The organism is Bradyrhizobium sp. CCBAU 25338 (assembly GCF_028128965.1).
Classification (GTDB): Bacteria; Pseudomonadota; Alphaproteobacteria; order Rhizobiales; family Xanthobacteraceae; genus Bradyrhizobium; species Bradyrhizobium liaoningense.
The window spans coordinates 682,201-700,958 of record NZ_LFKY01000043.1; the positions used below are offsets into that span (position 1 = coordinate 682,201).

Sequence of the window (18,758 nt, forward strand, 5' to 3'; positions counted from 1 at the left end):
TCAGAGCTTCAACTTGACGTCGCAAAGATCAGGCTCGGCCGGATCCGGCTTGACCTCGAAGCCGAGCTGCCGGCACATGTCGAGCATCACGGTGTTCTCCTGGAGCACGTCACCCGATATGGCCTTCAGTCCTTCCGACCGCGCATAGTCGATGATCAGCTGCATGAGCGCCCAGCCGAGCCCCCTGCCCTTGAGATCGGACCGCAGCAGGATCGCGTATTCGCCGCTCTCGTAGATCGAGTCGGAATGGAGCCGGACGACGCCGACCATCTCGCCGTTGGCCTCGTCGAATGCGACGAAGGCCATCGCGCGCGCATAGTCGAGCTGGGTCAGGCGTGCGATGAATTCGTGGGTGAATTCCTTCATCGGTGCGAAGAAGCGCAGACGAAGGTCATGCGGGGTGACGTGGCCCAGGAATTCGTGGATGATCGGCTCGTCCTCGGGCCGCATGGGCCGCACGAAGATGCGCCAGTCGTCCTTGAGCTTGAGGCGGCGCTCCCATTGCGACGGATAGGCGCGAACGGCGAAATTGGCCGGGCCGGAGCCGACAAACTTCCGCTGCGGCGGCCCGACCGCCACGCGGGCATCGACCGCAGTCACGCCGGTTTCGTCCGCCAGCAACGGATTGATGTCGAATTCGCGGATCTCGGGAATGTCGGCCGCCATCTGCGCCAGCTTGACCAGCACCATGGCGACGGCGTCCGGCTTCACAGCCGGCACGTCCCGGTAAGCGCGGAGCAGCCGCGACACGCGCGTGCGCTCGATCAGGTCGCGGGCCAGCTGCAGATCGAGCGGCGGCAGAGCGAGCGCCTTGTCATTGATGATCTCCACCGCCGTCCCGCCCCGGCCGAAAACGACCACGGTGCCGAAGGTCGGATCGTCGGCGAGGCCCAGGATCAGCTCGCGCGCTTTCGCCTTGACGACCATCGCCTGGACGATGACGCCGCCGATGCGCGCCTCCGGACGCAGCTTTTTCGCGCGCGCGATAATGCTCGTGGCGGCCACTCGGACTGCTTCAGGCGTGGTCAGGTTGAGAACGACGCCGCCGACGTCGGATTTGTGGACGATGTCCCGCGACATGATCTTCAGCACGACGGTGTCGCCCTGTGCGAAGATGACGTTCGCATAGGCAACCGCCTGCTCGACATCGGTCGCCGCATAGGTCGGCACCATCGCGATGTCATAGGCTTCGAGCAGGTGCTTGATCTCGACAGGCTCGAGCCATTCACGGCCATCCGCGACCGCGGCGGTGACGATCTGCCTCGCTCCCCGGGCGTCCGGAACGAAGGTATCAGGCATCGCGGGAGGAACCTGGCTCAGCTCCTCCACCACCTCGCGGTGCCGGACCAGATACATGAAGCCGCGCACGGCGTCGTCCTCGGTCGGATAGTTCGGCACACCGGCGCTGGAGAGTGTCTGAATGATGTGCTGATCGGCTCCAACCCAGGCCGCCAAGACGGGCTTCGCCCAGCTGCGGTGCTGCTCGCGATATTTTCTGACGAGCTCCGTCACGGTCGTGGCGATCTCGGCGGCCGAGGCGATCGCCGTTTGCACGTTGAGGACCAGGACTGCGTCGTTGTCACGATCGGCCAGCAGTTCCTCCAGCGCCACCGCGTAGCGCGCGGCGTCGGCATCGCCCACGATGTCAACGGGATTCGCACCGGACCAGGTCGGCGGCAGCGCGGCATCGAGCTTCTTGCGCGCCTCGGCCGAGATGGTTGCCGGAATTCCTCCGAGTTCGACCAATCGATCGATCGCAAGGACGCCGATGCCGCCACCGTTGGTCAGGATGGCGAGACGCTTTCCCGTCGGCGATTCGACGCGGCCGAGTGTCTCGGCACAGTCGAACAGCTCACGCAGATCGGAGACCCGAAGGACACCCGCGCGGCGGAACGCCGCGTCGTAGACAGCGTCGGCGCCGGCGAGCGCACCGGTGTGGGTGGCAGCCGCCTTTGCGCCCTGCGCCATACGGCCGGACTTCACCACGACGACGGGCTTGACACGCGCCGCGGCGCGCGCCGCCGACATGAACTTGCGCGCGTCCTTGATGGCCTCGATATAGAGCAGGATCGCGCGGGTCTTGTGATCCATCGCGAAATAGTCGAGCAGATCGGCGATATCGACGTCGATCTGATCGCCGATCGAGACGATGCCAGAGAAGCCGACGCCGCGCTGCGCGGCCCAATCCACCATGCCAGCGGCAATTGCGCCCGATTGCGAGATCAGCGCGAGGTTACCCGCCCCCGGCATATGCGCGGCGAAACTGGCATTCAGGCTGACGCCGGGCATCATGATGCCGAGGCAGTTCGGTCCGATCAGCCGCATGCCGTATTTTCGGGCAGCAGTGCTTGTGGCCTCGTGCAGCGATCCCGGTCCCTGGCCGAGCCCGGCCGAGACGATCAGCGCGCCCGCAGACCCGCGACGCCCGGCTTGGTCGACAATGCCTGGAATCTCGCCTGCGGGGGCGGTGATGACCACGAGCTCGGGCACGAAGTCCAGTCTGTCCAGGCTCTTCACCGCCGCGACGCCGCCGATCTCGGCATGGCGCGGATTCACGAGGCCAAACTGCCCCTTGAATCCGGCCTTGCGAATGTTGTCCAGGACGGCGCGTCCCACGGACCCCGGACGGGCGCTCGCCCCGACGAGCGCGACCGAGCGCGGCGACAGCAGGTTGTTCAGACGATAGGTTGACATGAAAGAAAATGCGCCGGGTCAGCGGCGGTTCCGATTGGTTGACGATCAAGCCGAAAGAAGGAGCCTAGTGCGAGATCATAACCCAGCACGGTGGCTGGCCAATGACGGTCTTTGTCACACCGCCCCAGAGGATCTCGTTCAGGCGCGAATGATGATAGGCGCCCATGACGATCGCATCGATGCCATGGGAATTCGCCCAGCTTCCCAGTACCTTGCCGATCGAGCTGCCGCCGCCTTTCGTCGTGTCGAACGAAGCATAGACCCCATGTTCCCTCAAGTAGTCGACGAGAGCTGCGCCGGATTGCACGACCACCTCGGTCTTGTCCTCCGCCACGGTCACCACGCGGACCGAGGTGGCAGCCCGAAGAATGGGCAATGCGTCACCGACCGCACGCGCGGCGCGCGCAGAGTGGTCCCAGGCAATCAAGACGTTTTCGAATTCAGGCCGAAGTTCGTCCGCGAGATGTTCGGGACAGAGCAGAAGCGGCCGGCCGGATCCGAACAAGAAGGCTTCGACAATGCTCTCTGTTCGGCTGTCGTGCGGTTTCACGGGAACCAGCGTGAGGTCGCTGAAGCGGGCATGCTCGGCCAGGATCGCCCCGATCTGATCCGCAGGCACCTTGCCCGATCTGCTCTGGGCGCGAATGTTGGCGCGGGAAGCTGCGCTGGTGAAGGCATTCAGGAGCTGTTGCATGTCGCCGGCCTCGGGGCTGGCGTGCTCGGAATCGCGATCGTAAGGCAGCATCACCCTCGGTCGCTCGAAGACTTCTTCCTCGAGCGCGAGCGCGGTGATCCTGGCGCCGAGATCGGCGGCAACGGCCACGCATTTCTCTATCGCGACCACAGCCGGCCCGCGCGGCTCGCCGACAAGGGGCAGAAAGACGTCCTTGATGGGCATCCGCATTCTCCTGGGGTCGCCACGATAGGCCGGCGCTCGTCGAGGCGCTTGATCCTCGTCAAGGGCAGAGAGACTCTATCCGGTCACCGCGGGAACAGGCGTTGACCGGCGTCAAGGACTGGCCGCTTAGTCATTCTATGAATAGCTCAATGGGAGCGGTTCGCCCCGGAGAGACTCATGCGTGCGATGGTGTTGCCGGCCCCACGAGCGCGGCTCCAGATGGAGGAGCGGCCTGACCCGATTCCGGGCGAGGGTCAGCTCCGGGTGAAGATCAGCGCCTGCGGCGTATGCCGGACCGACCTTCATCTCGTCGACGCGGAGCTGCCCGATATTCGCTATCCGATCGTGCCTGGCCACGAGATCGTCGGCCGGGTCGACCTCGTTGGGCCGAATGTGACAACACATGCGCCTGGCGACCGGGTCGGCATTCCCTGGCTCGGCTTCACCTGCGGAACGTGTCGATTTTGCCGGGAGGGCATGGAAAACCTTTGTGACGCACCGCTCTTCACGGGCTATACGCGCGACGGCGGCTACGCAACCCACACCATCGCCGACGCTCGCTACGCTTTTCCGCTCGGTGAGGCCGGCAGCGACGTGGAGATTGCGCCCCTGCTGTGCGCAGGGCTGATCGGCTGGCGCTCGCTGGTTCTGGCCGGCCCCGCCGACCGACTCGGCCTCTACGGCTTTGGCGCAGCCGGCCACATCATTGCGCAGGTCGCGGTTTGGCAGGGACGATCCGTCCATGCATTCACGCGACGCGGCGACGCCGCTGCACAAGACCTTGCACGTCGTCTCGGCGCGGTCTGGGCGGGGTCATCGGACGAAGCGCCCGACGAGCCGCTCGACGCCGCCATCATCTACGCACCAGCCGGCGAGCTCGTTCCGGCCGCGTTGCGCGCCGTCCGCAAAGGCGGGCGCGTCGTATGCGCCGGCATCCACATGACCGACATTCCAAGCTTTCCGTACGACTTGCTCTGGCAGGAGCGGCAGTTGGTGTCGGTCGCCAATCTGACCCGGCAGGATGGCCTCGATTTTCTAAAGGTCGCCCCGCAAGCCGGCGTGCGTACCGAGACGACGGCGTTTCCGCTCGATCAGGCCAACGAGGTTCTTGGCATGCTGCGGAATGGCCAGATTCTCGGCGCAGCCGTGCTGACGCCGTGATGGTGCTTCGAATGCCCTCTTCGATCGAGGATGAAACGGCGGCCCAGGAGCGCATCTTCCAGATGCTGACCGACCATCCCGGCGTGACGCGGATCGACACGCATGGAGCCTCGGTGTTCCTGGACGCAAAGCGCGCGCTGAAGATCAAGCGCGCCGTCCGGTTTCCTTTCCTTGACTATTCGACGCTCGAGAAGCGCAAGGCGGCCTGCGAGGAGGAGATCAGGATCAACCGGCCGCTGGCGCCGCAGATCTATCATGGCGTCGTGGCGATCACCGAAGAGCCGGATGGATCTCTAAAGGTCGACGGCGCCGGCCGGGCAATCGAGTATGCGGTCGACATGTCGCGTTTCGACGAAAACAGGACACTGGATCATCTGGCAAAGGCCGGTCCGCTGGAGGCGAAGCTCGCCTCGGCTGCCGCTGACGCAATCGCGGCGGCGCACGCGGCGGCGACACGCGCCGACGGAGAAGCCTGGGTCTCATCCATCCCGGCCCTGATCGACGGCAACAGTGACGGGCTGCGGACCGGCGGACATTTCAACGCGGAAGACATCGAAAGGCTCGGCAAGGCGTCGCACGAGGCATTTCTGCGTATTCGTCCCCTGCTCGCAGAGCGCGGCCGCCAGGGCTTCGTGCGCCGCTGTCATGGCGATCTGCACCTCGCAAACATCGTTCTGATCGACGATCGGCCGGTGCTGTTCGACGCCATCGAGTTCGATGCGCAGATGGCGACGGTCGACGTGCTCTACGACCTCGCGTTCACCCTCATGGACCTGTTGCAGCACGACCAACTGCGCGCGGCCAATATCGCCCTGAACCGCTATCTTGCAGCGACGCCGGCCGACAATCTCGACGCGCTCTCGGCCCTGCCGCTGTTCATGTCCATCCGTGCGGCGATCCGCGCCCAGGTGGCCCTGGCACGGCTGAAGCGGCCGCATTCCGATGGTCCCGGCATTCTCGACCAGGCACAGCGCTATTTTGACCTCGCCAGGATGCTGATCCGTCCCCCTGCTCCGCGTCTGATTGCGGTCGGGGGACTGTCCGGCACCGGAAAGACCGTTCTGGCGCACGCGCTGGCGCCGCTGGTCGCGCCGCAGCCGGGAGCCGTCGTGCTGCGCAGCGATCTGGTCCGCAAGCAAATGTTCGGGGTCGAGGACACGCACCGCCTGCCGCCATCCGCCTATACGCCGGAGGTCACGGCCCGCGTCTACGACACGCTGGCTCAGCACGCCCGGCGGGTGCTGGCGCAAGGTCATTCGGCGCTCATCGACGGCGTATTCGCCCGCGAGGACGAACGCGACGCGATCGCCGCGCTGGCGCGCGAGCGCAACGTGGCGCTGAACGGTCTATTCCTGGTCGCAGACCTCGCGACCCGGCAGGCGCGGATCGGAAGCCGCCGGGGAGATGCATCGGACGCCACGCAAGAGGTTGCCGCGCTGCAAGAGCACTATAAGATCGGCCATGTCGGCTGGGCGACCATCGATGCATCCGGGACAGAAGAGCAGACGCTGCAGAATTGCCGGAACGCGATCGCCAAGGGGCAAACAACGCAACCTGATTGATGCGGGCAAGGATGTCGGGACCCACCACAAGCTCGAGGGCGACCACGCGTGCCAAGCCGGCGACGCGCCGCAATACCCTGCCCGGCCGCCTCAGCCCCGGCATGGCCTGCGACACGGCCTTCCGGATCATCGCCCGCCGTCACCTCGATGCCGTGATCGCTCAGCACGACGGGACCTGCCGCGGCGATCCCGAAGCTCTGCACCAGATCCGCATCGCACTGACGCATCTGCGTACTGCCATCCGCTTCTTCTCGCCGATGGTCGACGACGCGCTGCGCCCGCACGTCTGGGCTGAACTGAAATGGCTGAACAGCCAGCTCGGCATGGTGCGGGATCTCGATGTGGCGATCGAGCGGGTCGTCGCCGAGAGTGGCGACGAGCTCGCCGTTGTCGCCGAGCTTCAGCACTGGGACGAGAAACGGGCCGAGAGCCACCGGCTGCTGGCGCGTGCGCTGCAATCCGCACGGTACCGCCGCCTGGTCGAGCAGACCTCGACCTGGATCGAAAGCGGCCCCTGGTCGACCCGGCGCAGCAAGGAAGCCATTCGACTGCGCCGCCGCACGCTCGCCGAACACGCGATGGAGCGGCTGACCGAGTGGGAGACGAGGCTGCTCAAGAAAGCGCGAAAACTCCGCAAGCTCGACGTCGAGAAGCGACACAAGCTGCGGCTTCTCAACAAGCGGCTGACCTATTCGATCGAATCGCTCCAGGACCTGTTTGCCGCGGAAACGCCGACGAAACACAAGTCCATCCTCAAGCAATTGCGCAAGGCACAAAGAGCACTCGGACAATTGAACGACGATGCACGAGGACAGGCGCTGGCCGCGTCCTTGAACGGCACCGGCCTCGATGCAGCCAATCGCTTCCTCAACCGAAAGCGGGAAAAGCAGCTGTTGCGAACCGCGTCAGTGGCCTACCGGAAATTGGACAAGGCCAAGCCCTTCCGCTCCTCGGACCTCGCGCCGAGCTCCGAGCCGGAGATTTAGGTGTGAACATAGTCTCCCGGCGCATCGGGCAGGCCGGGTGCGCCTCCAAGCCCGATCTGCGGCGGATCGCAGGGCGCGGCGGAGCGCACCGCGAGCCATTTGGCCCATTCCGGCCACCACGACCCTTCAACTCGCGGAGCCAGCTTCAGCCATTCATCCGCACCAACATAGGGAGCATCAGCAGCCTTGGTCATCACCTGATAGCTGTGGCCGGGCTCCTCCGGAGGCGCAACGACACCGGCATTGTGACCGCCGCTGGTCAACAGGAACGTCACGTCAGCATCGACCTGATAGTGGACCTTGTAGACTGATCGCCATGGCGCCACGTGATCGGCGAGCGTGCCGACCACGAACATCGGCGCGTGGATATCGGAGAGCGAAATGCTCCTGCCTCCGACGAGATAGCGCCCTCCCGCCAGATCGTTGTCGAGGAACAGCTTGCGCAAATACTCCGAGTGCATGCGATAAGGCAGCCGCGTGGCGTCGGCATTCCAGGCCATCAAATCGCTCGGCGGTGCGCTCTCGCCCATCAGATAGTCATGTGACAGTCGCGACCAGATCAGTTCGTTCGAGCGCAGCAGCTGGAAGGCGCCGGCCATCTGCGTCGTGTCGAGATAGCCGCGCTGCCACATCATGTCTTCGAGAAAGGCCACCTGGCTCTCGTTGATGAAGAGCGTCAGCTCTCCGGCCTCGGTGAAGTCGGTCTGGGCCGCCAGGAGAGTGACAGTGCCGAAGCGGTTATCACCGTCGCGCTCCATCGCGGCGGCGGCGATGGACAGCAATGTGCCTCCCAGACAATAGCCGAGCGCATGGGTCTTCCGACCCGGCATGATCAGGCCGATCATGTCCAGCGCCGCCATGACGCCCAGCCTGCGATAATCGTCGAAGGCGAGATCCCGATCCCTCGCATCCGGGTTGCGCCAGGAGATCGCGAACACGGTGAAGCCTTGACCGGTCAGATATTTGATCAGCGAGTTATGCGGCGACAGATCGAGGATGTAGTATTTCATGATCCAGGCCGGCACGATCAGGATCGGCTCGGGCCGCACCTTCGCGGTGGTCGGATAGTACTGAATCAGCTCGATCAGCTCGTTGCGGTAGACGACCTTGCCGGGTGAAACCGCCACCGTCTTGCCCACCACGAACTGCCCGTCGTCCGCCAATTTCGAGTTGGAGAGCAGGCGCATCATGTCGCTGCACCAGTTCTGCCAGCCGAAGACGAAATTCTCCCCGCCGCTCTGGAACGCCTTCTCCAGCACCTTCGGATTGGTCGCAGCGAAGTTCGACGGCGCCAGCATGTCGAGCAACTGGCGCATCGAGAACTCGACGATCGCTTCATTTGCGTGCGACACGCCGCGTACGCCCGTCGCAGCATCGCGCCACCAGCGCTCTGCGAGCAGAAACGCCTGCGCCAGCAGGTTGAACGGCGGGGTCTCCCATTGCGATCCGCTGAAACGGCGATCCCGCTGCTGCGGCGCGATCACAGCCCACGGCTTTTGCCCAGGCGACATCGCGTGCGCAGCAGCTTCCACGAGCCGGCCGCTGTCGCGAAGGATGTTACGGGAAATCTCCATCTGGCGCTGCGGCGCCGCGGCGAGATGCGAGCTCCAATCGAGCCAGGCGAGCGACAAGGCAAGCGGCGATATCCCGCCCGTGAACCGCGCCAGCATCGCGTGAAAAGCGCGGTCAAAAGGATATGGCTCCGATCCAGGCAGAGGACCGGCGGCAACCGGCATGTGTTCGAGCCTTTCGGGACTCGCCGTCGAGACCTCCGGACCAGCGACGGGATGGGTGGGGAGAACCTGCACCGCCGGTTCTTCAGCCCGTGGAAATTTCTGCACGACGCTCATGGCTCAAATTCCTGCGGGCTTCAGTTCAACGTCGGCAACAGGATACGGCTCGGCCTCGACGACGTGTTGAGCTGCATCAAATCCGGGTCCGGATCACAATTGCTCAATCGGGTTCGATCCATGTTCGCCCGATTGACTTGAGTCAAACCGCACCTCGATACCCGAGTTAGTTTTCGCGCATCGAAATTCAACAAGCCAGCGGAGTTGTCCATGCGCGCCCACCAGATCATGACCCGGTCGGTCATCTCGGTAACCCCCGACACCAGCATCGTCGAAGCGGCAAATATCATGCTGAAGCGGCATGTCAGCGGACTCACGGTGGTCGACGAGACCGGCAAGCTGCTCGGTGTCGTGTCGGAAGGAGACTTCATCCGCCGCAGCGAAATCGGCACCGGGCGCAAGCGCGGGCGTTGGCTGCGGTTCATCCTTGGTCCCGGCAAATCCGCCAGCGACTTCGTCCATGAGCACGGCCGCAAGGTCTCGGAAGTGATGACCGACTCGCCCGTGACGATCACGGAGGATACGGCGCTCGCGGAGATCGTCGCTCTCATGGAGCGGAACAACATCAAGCGGCTGCCCGTCATGCGCGGCGACAAGGTCGTCGGGATCGTATCCCGCGCCAATCTGCTGCAGGCGGTGGCGGGGCTCGCCCGCGAAGTGCCGGATCCGACCGCGGATGACGACCACATTCGCAGCCGCATCATCGATACCATGGAGAAGAACGACTGGTGCCCATTCGGGCTGAACGTCATCGTGCGCAACGGTATCGTTCATCTCAGCGGCGTCATCACCGAAGAGCGCGCACGGCAGGCCGCGATCGTCGCCGCGGAGAACGTCGAGGGCGTGAAGAAGGTGCACGACCATCTGTGCTGGGTCGACACCATGTCCGGCGTCTATCTGAACTCGCCCGAGGACGACGAGCTCGCCAAGGCGAGCTGACCAAGGCGAGCCGATCGCGGAAGAGTTCAGCCAGGAATGACGGCGGTGGCTTCGATTTCGACGCGCGCCGCCTTCTCCACGAGGCGGACCACCTGAACCAGCGCCATCGCAGGATAGTGCGCTCCGAAGACGTCGCGATAGACCCTGCCCAGTTCCTTCAGGTTGGCGAGGTACTCGTCCATGTCGACGACGTACCAGGTCAGGCGCACGAGGTGCTCGGGCCGGGCACCGGCCTCGGCCAGGATCGCGGCGATGTTGTCCAAGGTCTGGCGCACCTGCGCGACGAAGCCTTCCGCGAGGCGCTCTTCTGCGTCCCAGCCGATCACCCCGCCGGTGACGACGATGCGCCCTTCGGCAGCCATGCCGTTGGCATAGCCTTTCGGCACCGGCCAGCCTGACGGCTGGAGGATCTGCGCCTTGATGCGCGTTCCGTCCTCGGCTGCTGGCGGCAGCACCGCGAGTTGCGAGCCTTTCGGGGGCGTCACGGACAATTCTCTATCCTTCTCTCATTCCGCAGCGACGCCTGAGGACGTGGCCGCGACCTGCGCCAGTTGTCGCAGGGCAAAGCGCTTCAGCTTGCCGGTTTCGGTCTTCGGCAATTGCGTCACGAACTCGATCGCGCGCGGATATTTGTAAGGAGCGATCTCGCGCTTGACATGCTCCTGCAGCTCCGCCACGAGCTGCGCGTCCGCAGTCACGCCGGGCGCGGCGATGACATAGGCCTTCACGATCATGCCGCGCGCCTCGTCCGGCGCTCCGACCACGCCGCACTCGGCGACAGCCGGATGCGTGAGCAGCGCCGCTTCGACATCGGTCCCTGCGATGTTGTAGCCGGCCGACACGATCATGTCGTCGGAGCGCGACTGGTACCAGAAATAGCCGTCGCCATCCATCAGATAGGTGTCGCCGGTGATGTTCCAGCCGTTCTGAACATATTTCCGCTGCCGCTCGTCGGCCAGATAGCGGCAGCCCGTCGGCCCGCGCACGGCGAGACGACCCATCGTCCCGGGCGGCACGTCGCGGCCCTCATCATCGACGATCTTGGCCTCATAGCCCGGCACGGGCTTGCCGGTGGCGCCGGGGCGGATCTCGTCCTCGGTCGCGCTGATGAAGATGTGCAGCATCTCGGTCGAACCGATGCCGTCCATCAGCTTGATCCCGGTCGCCTTGAGCCAAGCATCGAATGTCGGCTTGGGCAGCGTCTCGCCTGCGGAGACGCATTTGCGAAGCGAGGAGATGTCGCGGCCCGGAAGCTTGCCGATCATGGCGCGGTACGCGGTCGGCGCCGTGAAGCAAACCGTGGTCTTGTACTGCTCGATCGCCGACAGCAGGTCGTCGGGCGTCGTCTTCTCCAGCACGACGAAGGAGGCGCCGATATGCATCGGAAACAGCACGCCGCCGAAGCCGAAGGTGAAGGCGAGCGGGGCCGAGCCGATGAAACGATCCTTCTGCCCGGCGCGCAGGATGTTGCGCGCGTAACCGTCGCAGACCGCGAGCATGTCGCGGTGGAAATGCATGGTGCCCTTGGGATCACCTGTCGTGCCCGATGTGAAAGCGATCAGGCAGATGTCGTCGGACGCGGTATCGACGGCTGTGAACTCAGAGCTGGCATCGGCGATCAGCGCCTCGAGTGAATTGTCGGTGTCATTGCCCCAATAGACGACACGCTCGAGACCGGGCGCAGCGGCCTTCGCCTTCTCCATCTCGTCGGCGAGTTTTCCGTCACACAGCGCCAGCGTGATCGCCGCTTTCTGGATCGGATAGGACAGCTCCTTGGCGCGGAGCAGCGGCATCGTCGCCACGACGATGCCGCCGGCCTTGATCACCGCGAGATAGGTCGCAACCATCATGGGGTTGTTGGCAGAGCGCAACAGCACGCGGCCGCCGGGGACGAGACCGAGCTTGCCGACCAGCACGTTGGCGATGCGGTTCACCAGCGCCTGCAGCTCGTGATAGGTGTAGCTGACGGAAGGGCTGATGACGCAGGGCGCCTCGCCATGTCCCTGCTCGACCCAGCGATCCAGGAAATAGCTGACGCAGTTCAGTCGCGGGGGGTAGTGCAGCTCCGGCCGAGTGAAGATGAATTCGGGCCAGAGCTCGCGCGGCGGCAGATGTTGCCGCGCGAACGTATCGACATGGGCCGTCGAGGCGTTGCCGTCACACGAACCCGACATTTGAATCTTGGCGGCGTTGGCCATCGCACGCTCCTTTCAGCATGGATTGCACCCGGCAGCACGATCTGGAAACATTTTAGGCTTAAAACAATTCGGCGCAATAGCGGATTTTGGGCACGCCGTGCTTTTTCCTGCGGCAAGAGGGATTGGCGGCCCGTCCCAGCGGCGGGGCCTACGACCGGCGGCGCGCGGCCGATTTCTGCGCGGACGCCTTGGTCTTGGCCAGGAGCCGCATCAGCTCGCGCACGTCCTTCGGGGTCAGGTCGGCGAAGAGATCGGCGATCCAGGTTTCGTGTTCCGCAGCCATTCGGCGAAACTCGGCGCGGCCGAGCTTCGTGAGTCGGATCACCTGGACGCGGCGGTCCGTCTCCGAGGTCCGCCGGTCGAGATGACCGGAATCCACCAGCCGCTCCACGAGGCCGGTGACATTGCCGTTCGATACCATCATGCGCTTGGAGACATCGGACAGCGTCATGCCGTCAGGCGCCTTGTCGAGCTGCGCCATCAGGTCAAAACGGGGCAGCGTGACGTCGAACCGCTGCCGCAGCCGGCCGCGCACCTCGCCCTCGATCAGCGTCGTGCAGGTCAGGAGCCGCAGCCACAGCCGAAGCTCTTCGGCGTGGTCCTCCGGCGTTTCGACGGCCTTGGTCTCGGAATCGAGCATGTTGATGCAGTCACTCACGGCCGGCATTGCCGCCGGCACGGATTCCCCAACGTTTTGAGCTTCAAATAAATCGGAGCCGGCTGCAAGTCCAAAGCTGCAACAATCGACCGCACCACCAGTTTCTTTAGGCTTCAAATAATTGGCGCGCCGTTTGCATGCGGCGCTCCTTGCAGAATGCGACGCCTCGAGCTCGGCTTGCCGCGGCGACCATCATCGGCATAAGTTTGAATTTGGAGTACGTGGCTTGCAGCGCAAGCCAATCGTCACGAGGGACAGATCATGAAGACGCAAATGACCTTGGCCGCAGCCGCCGTGCTGCTCGGCACCGTGGTGACCCCTGCCCTTGCCCAGGAAAAAATCAAGCTGGGTGTGATCGTGACCCTGTCGGGGCCTGCCGCCGCGCTTGGCCAACAGGTTCGGGACGGCTTTGCGCTTGCAGTGAAAGATCTCGGCAGCAAGATGGGCGGCCGTGATGTCGAGGTCGTCGTCGTCGACGACGAGTTGAAGCCGGATGCAGCGGTGACCAAGGTCAAGGGCCTTCTTGAGCGCGAGAAGGTCGACTTCGTGGTCGGACCGATCTTCTCCAACATCCTCCAGGCGATCCACCGGCCCATCACGGAATCGAAGACCTTCCTGATCAGCCCCAATGCCGGGCCGTCGACCTTCGCCGGCAAGGACTGCAACCCGTTCTTCTATGTGACTTCGTATCAGAATGATCAGGTGCACGAGATCCTCGGCAAGGTCGCGCAGGATCGCGGCTACAAGCGCATGTACCTGATGGTGCCGAACTATCAGGCCGGCAAGGATTCGGTTGCCGGGTTCAAGCTCGACTACAAGGGCGAGATCGTCGAGGAATCCTACATGCCGCTGAACACGCTGGACTTCCAGCCGGAGTTGTCCAAGATCTCGTCGCAGAAGCCCGATGCACTGTTCACGTTCATGCCCGGCGGCCTCGGCGTCAATCTCGTCAAGCAGTACCGGCAGGCCGGCCTTGCCGACACCATTCCGGTGCTCTCGGCCTTCACGGTGGATGAATCGACCCTGCCGGCGCAGCAGGACGCCGCGGTCGGCATGTTCGGCGGCGCGAACTGGGCGCCCAATCTCGACAATCCCCAGAACAAGAAGTTCGTTGCCGCCTATGAGGCCGCTTATAACATCGTGCCCGGCACCTACGCCTTTCAGGCCTATGACGCCGCGATGCTGATCGACAGCGCGGTCAAGGCGGTGAAGGGCGATCTATCGAACAAGGACGCCGTTCGCGCGGCGCTCAAGAAGGCCGACTTCACCTCGCTGCGCGGCACCTTCAAGTTCAACACCAACGGCTATCCCATCCAGGATTTCTACCTGACCAAAGTCGCCAAGCGTCCGGACGGCAAGTTCCAGACCGAGATCGTCCAGAAGGTCTTCGAGAACTACGGCGACCGCTATGCCAAGGACTGCAAGGCGGCGAATTAAGGCCGCGTATCGCGTTACGGGAGGACTGCAATGAAGAGCGAAATCACCGGCATCACCCGGGCAAATGAGGGCATCCAGGGCATTTCCTGGAACATCCTCGGCCAGACCTATGTGCCGAAGAGCTACGCCGAGCACAGCTTCTCCTGGCATGCGACACTGCCGCCGGGCACATTCGTGCCGCCGCACATTCATCCTGATCAGGATGAGTATCTCTACATGCTGGAAGGTAAGCTCGATTTCATGCTCGGCAATTCGGAGTCGCAGGCGACCGCCGGCGACCTGATCCGGCTCGGCATGGGCGTGCCTCACGGCATCTTCAACAAGTCGGAGCAGACCGCAAAAGTGCTGTTCTGGGTCTCCCCAAGCCGCAGGCTGTTCGACCTGTTCTGGGGCCTTCACAACATGAAGGAGCAGAAGCCGGAGGACGTGGTGACGATGGCCGCCGAGTTCAACATCCACTTCCTGCCGCCGCCGCCCGGCTAGCATGGATCATGTGAGGCTCGCGCGGCTGGGCCACCTCTCCCCAGCGGGGAGAGGTCGGGTTGCGCAGCAATCCGGGTGAGGGGCCGCAGCGATCAGTGAGATTGTAACCCCTCACCCGGATCGCATCTTTCGATGCGATCCGACCTCTCCCTATGGGAGAGGTGATCTGGGCTCCTGGCTAGCGTAGATTTCTCAAACTCGGTCCGCTCAATCGGCGGTTTCAGGCGCGTACCGCCGCAAGTCCCGGGACCGCGGCAAAGCCGGCCTTGGTGGCGTAGCCGCGCACGATCGCCTCGCGCTGGGAATAACTCAGGACGTTATCGACATTGTCGAAGCCGTCGGGCGCAAGCTGCTCGACGGCGTCGATGACGCCCTCAGGGCCGCCGCGCCGGTTGGAGCGAACGATATCCGCCGTCATCGGCAGGCGCTTCTTCTCGTATTCCAGCAGCGCCTGGCGCGGATGCTCGGCACGCACCAGCGCATCCGCAAGGCAGCGCGCGTCGAGGATCGCCTGCGAGGCGCCGTTCGAGCCGACGGGATACATGGGATGCGCGGCATCGCCGAGCAACGTGACGCGCCCGGACGACCAATAGGGCAAGGGGTCGCGGTCGCAGGTCGGATACTCGTAGAATTCGGGCGTCGCCGAGATCAGGCTCTTGACGTCAATATACGGCACGGAGAAGCGTGCCACATGCGGCATCAGTTCCTCACGCCGCCCCGGCCGCGACCAGTCTTCTTTCCGCGGCGGCGGCGCATTGCCTTCGCCCACCTTCACCAGCACCGCCCAATTAGTCAGGCGGCTCGCCGGGCTCGATCCTTCCGCGATCGGATAGATCACCACCTTGGCATTGAGACCGCCGGCCACGATCATCGATTTGCCGGTGAGGAACAGCGGCCAGTCGCGGGCGCCGCGCCACAGCATCAAGCCGTTCCAGCACGGCGGCCCCTCGTTCGGAAACAGCGTCTCCCGGACGCGTGAGTGGATCCCGTCGGCGCCGATCAGGATGTCGCCACGGGCGGTGTGGACGTGCGCGCCGGCACGATCGAAGAAGTAAGCGGTGACGCCGCCCTCATCCTGCGTGAAGGCCCCGAGCCGGCAGCCGGTGTGAATTGCGTCCGGTCCGAGCCGCTCCTCGACCGCGCGATGGATGACGCCCTGAAGGCGCCCACGATGGATCGAGAATTGCGGCACGTCGTGACCAGCGTCGATGCCGCGGGCTTCGCGCCAGACCTCCTGGCCGTGGCGGTTGAGGTAATAGAGCTGATCGGTGCGGATCGCGACGTCGTCGAGCCTCTGCAAAAGACCGAGCCCGGCCAACTCGCGCATTGCATGCGGCAGCGTGTTGATGCCGACGCCGAGTTCGCGGATGGTGTCGGCCTGCTCGTAGATCTCGCAATCCAGGCCCCGCGAGCGGAACATCAACGCCGTGGTGAGACCACCGATACCGCCACCGACGATAATCGCCTTCATCGCCCTAACTCCACTCGAAACACAGGCAACGGGTTAACGTCGCACGGGCGGTCACTCCGCCGCAAGCGGCTTTGTCGCCTCCGCCTTGAGCTCGGCCCGTGTCTTGGGCTTAGCCTTAATTCTCAGCTCCTCCAGATCCTGCCGGTCGCGCACGCTGTTGCGGAAAATCTGATCTTTTCCGGGCAGATATTGCGGCGGGCAGAATGCGTCGTCGGCCCCGTACCAGGCCGCCGCCCTCATGGTGAAGAAGGGATCGACGAGATGCGGACGGCCGAGCGCGACGAGATCCGCGCGGCCAGCGGCCAAAATGGTATTGGCCTGGTCCGCCGTGGTGATGTTGCCGACGCACATGGTGGCTACCCGCGCCTCGTTGCGGACCTGATCGGAGAACGGCGTCTGGAACATGCGCCCGTAGACCGGCTGCGCATCGCGCACGGTCTGGCCGGTCGAGACGTCGACGAGATCGACACCCGCCTCGGCGAAGGCCCGCGCAATGGCGACGGCATCATCGCCGGTGACGCCGCCGTCAGCCCAATCGGTTGCGGAGATACGCACCGACATCGGCTTGTGCGACGGCCACACCGCGCGCAGCGCCTCGAAGATCTCAAGCGGAAAACGCAGCCGGTTGGCGAGCGAACCGCCATATTCGTCCGTGCGGGTATTGGTCAGCGGCGAGATGAAGCTCGCGAGCAGATAGCCGTGGGCGCAGTGCAGCTCCAACATGTCGAAGCCGCAGCGCTCGCCGCGCTCGGCGGCCGCAACAAAAGCGTCCCTCACCGCGTTCATGCCGGAGCGATCGAGCTCGCGTGGCACCTGGCTGTCGGGGAAATAGGGCAGCGGCGATGCCGAAACGGTTTCCCAGCCGCCTTCATCCAGAGGCCGGTCCATGCCGTCCCACATCAGCTTGGTTGCGCCCTTGCGACCGGCGTGCCCCAACTGAAGGCAGATCTTTGCCTCCGAGTTGCCGTGGACGAAATCCACAATGCGCAGCCATGCGGCTTCCTGCTCGTCGTTCCACAGGCCGGCGCAGCCGGGCGTGATCCGGGCATCGCGGCTAACGCAGGTCATCTCGGTGAAGATCAGCCCGGCGCCGCCGATCGCGCGCGAGCCGTAATGAACCAGGTGGAAGTCTGTCGGCACACCCTCCTTCGCCGAATACATGCACATCGGCGACATCACCGCACGATTCGCGAGCTTCATCTCACGCAGACGGAACGGCTGGAACAGCGGCACCATCGGTCGATCGGTATCGACATCGAAGCCGCTGCTGCGCACCTGCCTTGCAAACGACTTCTCGACCTCCGCCACGAAATCCGGGGCGCGGAGTTTCAGATTGTCATAGGTGATCGCCTTCGAGCGCGTCATGACGCCGAAGGCGAACTGCACCGGATCGAAATCCCAGAAGCGGTCGACATGCTCGAACCAGACCAGCGAGACGTCGGCGGCATGCTGCGTCTTCTCGACCTCCTCGCGGCGACCGTGCTCATAAATTTCCAGCGCCGCCTCGATGCTGGGCGCCTTCTCCATCGCTTCGGCCAGCGCGATCGCGTCTTCCATCGCGAGCTTGGTGCCCGAGCCGATGGAGAAATGCGCGCTGGCCTTGGCGTCGCCGAGCAGAACCATGTTGTCCTTGACCCAGCGCTTGCTGCGGATCATGGGGAAGTTGCGCCACATCGAGCGGTTGGTCAGCAATTGATGCCCGCCGAGAAACCAGCCGAAGATGTCTGCCATCCGCGCGGCGGACTGGGCTTCGTCCAGCCCCGTCAGCCCCGCCCGCTCGAACGTCTCCGGATCGGTCTCGAAGATCCAGGTCGAATGCCCGGCCTCATACTGATAGGCATGGGCGATGAACGGCCCCCACTCGGTCTCCTGGAAGATGAAGGTGAAGGCATCGAGCGGCCTGGTCGATCCCATCCAGGCGAATTTGTTGGAGCGGATGTCGACCTCCGGCTGGAAATGGTCGACGTACTTCTCGCGGAAGCGGCTGTTGATGCCGTCGGCGATGAGAATGAGATCGGCATCGGCGAAGCGGGACTCGTCGTCGATGTCCACCTCGAAATGCAGGACGACGCCAAGCTCGCGAGCCCGCTCCTGAAGGATCAGAAGCAGCTTGCGTCGCGAGCAGCCGCAAAAGCCGTTGCCGCCGACCCGGTGCACCGTGCCGCGGAAATGCACGGCAATGTCGTCCCAATAGGCAAATTCCTGGGTGATGCGGCGGTAGCTCGGAAGATCGTGTTTCTCGAAGTTATCGAGCGTCGCATCCGAGAACACCACGCCGAAGCCGAAAGTGTCGTCGGCCCGATTGCGCTCGTACACCGTGATGTCGGCGGCCGGGCGCTGCTTCTTGAGCAGGATCGCAGCATAGAGACCCGCAGGTCCGCCACCGATGATCGCGACTTTCATGGGAGCCTCGCCAATTCA

The 18,758-nt window shown here is 64.2% G+C and carries 14 protein-coding genes; 6 read left to right on the plus strand and 8 right to left on the minus strand.

The window, feature by feature from the left end:
- Positions 1–2,694: a bifunctional acetate--CoA ligase family protein/GNAT family N-acetyltransferase gene (locus ACM42_RS36910; protein ID WP_271533368.1), complete on the minus strand. Its 2,694-nt coding sequence runs from the start codon at positions 2,692–2,694 to the stop codon at positions 1–3.
- Between the two features lie 64 nt (positions 2,695–2,758).
- Positions 2,759–3,592 (minus strand): universal stress protein, encoded by an 834-nt coding sequence (locus tag ACM42_RS36915; protein WP_271533369.1) that lies wholly within the window; start codon positions 3,590–3,592, stop codon positions 2,759–2,761.
- 177 nt (positions 3,593–3,769) lie between these two features.
- Between ACM42_RS36915 and ACM42_RS36920 the strand changes: the two genes are divergently transcribed.
- Genes ACM42_RS36920 through ACM42_RS36930 form a run of 3 tightly spaced genes read left to right on the plus strand, consistent with a single transcriptional unit; the run spans position 3,770 to position 7,301 of the window.
- Positions 3,770–4,753 (plus strand): zinc-dependent alcohol dehydrogenase family protein, encoded by a 984-nt coding sequence (locus tag ACM42_RS36920; protein WP_271533370.1) that lies wholly within the window; start codon positions 3,770–3,772, stop codon positions 4,751–4,753.
- An 11-nt stretch (positions 4,754–4,764) separates the two neighbouring features.
- Positions 4,765–6,315, plus strand: coding sequence for a bifunctional aminoglycoside phosphotransferase/ATP-binding protein (locus ACM42_RS36925; protein ID WP_442868966.1), 1,551 nt, complete (start codon positions 4,765–4,767; stop codon positions 6,313–6,315).
- 11 nt (positions 6,316–6,326) lie between these two features.
- A complete protein-coding gene (locus ACM42_RS36930; protein ID WP_271533371.1) occupies positions 6,327–7,301 on the plus strand; it encodes a CHAD domain-containing protein in 975 nt (324 codons plus the stop codon).
- Here ACM42_RS36930 and ACM42_RS36935 read toward each other — a convergent pair.
- A complete protein-coding gene (locus ACM42_RS36935; protein WP_271533372.1) occupies positions 7,298–9,151 on the minus strand; it encodes a PHA/PHB synthase family protein in 1,854 nt (617 codons plus the stop codon). The two genes, ACM42_RS36930 and ACM42_RS36935, sit on opposite strands and share 4 nt — an antisense overlap.
- Positions 9,152–9,361: 210 nt before the next feature.
- Here ACM42_RS36935 and ACM42_RS36940 point away from each other — a divergent pair, with 210 nt between their 5' ends.
- Positions 9,362–10,090, plus strand: a complete 729-nt coding sequence (locus tag ACM42_RS36940) for a CBS domain-containing protein (RefSeq protein WP_271533373.1) — start codon at positions 9,362–9,364, stop codon at positions 10,088–10,090.
- A gap of 26 nt (positions 10,091–10,116) precedes the next feature.
- On the opposite strand, the gene ACM42_RS36945 is transcribed toward ACM42_RS36940, so the two are convergent.
- From ACM42_RS36945 to ACM42_RS36955, 3 genes are all read right to left on the minus strand, one after another.
- A complete protein-coding gene (locus ACM42_RS36945) occupies positions 10,117–10,581 on the minus strand; it encodes a RidA family protein (RefSeq protein WP_271533374.1) in 465 nt (154 codons plus the stop codon).
- 15 nt (positions 10,582–10,596) lie between these two features.
- On the minus strand, positions 10,597–12,288 hold the full coding sequence (locus tag ACM42_RS36950) for a benzoate-CoA ligase family protein (protein ID WP_271533375.1): 1,692 nt from the start codon (positions 12,286–12,288) through the stop codon (positions 10,597–10,599).
- Positions 12,289–12,436: 148 nt separating this feature from the next.
- Positions 12,437–12,955: a MarR family winged helix-turn-helix transcriptional regulator gene (locus ACM42_RS36955; protein ID WP_035672496.1), complete on the minus strand. Its 519-nt coding sequence runs from the start codon at positions 12,953–12,955 to the stop codon at positions 12,437–12,439.
- 252 nt (positions 12,956–13,207) lie between these two features.
- Between ACM42_RS36955 and ACM42_RS36960 the strand changes: the two genes are divergently transcribed.
- Both ACM42_RS36960 and ACM42_RS36965 read left to right on the plus strand, forming a co-directional pair.
- Positions 13,208–14,383, plus strand: a complete 1,176-nt coding sequence (locus ACM42_RS36960; RefSeq protein WP_271533376.1) for an ABC transporter substrate-binding protein — start codon at positions 13,208–13,210, stop codon at positions 14,381–14,383.
- A gap of 30 nt (positions 14,384–14,413) precedes the next feature.
- A complete protein-coding gene (locus ACM42_RS36965; protein WP_271533377.1) occupies positions 14,414–14,866 on the plus strand; it encodes a cupin domain-containing protein in 453 nt (150 codons plus the stop codon).
- A gap of 220 nt (positions 14,867–15,086) precedes the next feature.
- Here ACM42_RS36965 and ACM42_RS36970 read toward each other — a convergent pair whose 3' ends face one another.
- A complete protein-coding gene (locus ACM42_RS36970) occupies positions 15,087–16,337 on the minus strand; it encodes a flavin-dependent oxidoreductase (protein WP_028180307.1) in 1,251 nt (416 codons plus the stop codon).
- A gap of 51 nt (positions 16,338–16,388) precedes the next feature.
- Positions 16,389–18,740: a bifunctional salicylyl-CoA 5-hydroxylase/oxidoreductase gene (locus ACM42_RS36975; RefSeq protein WP_271533378.1), complete on the minus strand. Its 2,352-nt coding sequence runs from the start codon at positions 18,738–18,740 to the stop codon at positions 16,389–16,391.
- Positions 18,741–18,758: the final 18 nt, after the last annotated feature.

Excerpts from the sequence above, each read along its gene's own strand:
- ACM42_RS36910 (WP_271533368.1), bottom strand. The coding sequence starts at position 2,694 with ATGTCAACCTATCGTCTGAACAACCTGCTGTCGCCGCGCTCGGTCGCG.
- ACM42_RS36915 (WP_271533369.1), bottom strand. The coding sequence starts at position 3,592 with ATGCCCATCAAGGACGTCTTTCTGCCCCTTGTCGGCGAGCCGCGCGGG.
- ACM42_RS36920 (WP_271533370.1), top strand. The coding sequence starts at position 3,770 with ATGCGTGCGATGGTGTTGCCGGCCCCACGAGCGCGGCTCCAGATGGAG.
- ACM42_RS36925 (WP_442868966.1), top strand. The coding sequence starts at position 4,765 with ATGCCCTCTTCGATCGAGGATGAAACGGCGGCCCAGGAGCGCATCTTC.
- ACM42_RS36930 (WP_271533371.1), top strand. The coding sequence starts at position 6,327 with ATGTCGGGACCCACCACAAGCTCGAGGGCGACCACGCGTGCCAAGCCG.
- ACM42_RS36935 (WP_271533372.1), bottom strand. The coding sequence starts at position 9,151 with ATGAGCGTCGTGCAGAAATTTCCACGGGCTGAAGAACCGGCGGTGCAG.
- ACM42_RS36940 (WP_271533373.1), top strand. The coding sequence starts at position 9,362 with ATGCGCGCCCACCAGATCATGACCCGGTCGGTCATCTCGGTAACCCCC.
- ACM42_RS36950 (WP_271533375.1), bottom strand. The coding sequence starts at position 12,288 with ATGGCCAACGCCGCCAAGATTCAAATGTCGGGTTCGTGTGACGGCAAC.
- ACM42_RS36955 (WP_035672496.1), bottom strand. The coding sequence starts at position 12,955 with ATGCCGGCCGTGAGTGACTGCATCAACATGCTCGATTCCGAGACCAAG.
- ACM42_RS36960 (WP_271533376.1), top strand. The coding sequence starts at position 13,208 with ATGAAGACGCAAATGACCTTGGCCGCAGCCGCCGTGCTGCTCGGCACC.
- ACM42_RS36965 (WP_271533377.1), top strand. The coding sequence starts at position 14,414 with ATGAAGAGCGAAATCACCGGCATCACCCGGGCAAATGAGGGCATCCAG.
- ACM42_RS36970 (WP_028180307.1), bottom strand. The coding sequence starts at position 16,337 with ATGAAGGCGATTATCGTCGGTGGCGGTATCGGTGGTCTCACCACGGCG.
- ACM42_RS36975 (WP_271533378.1), bottom strand. The coding sequence starts at position 18,740 with ATGAAAGTCGCGATCATCGGTGGCGGACCTGCGGGTCTCTATGCTGCG.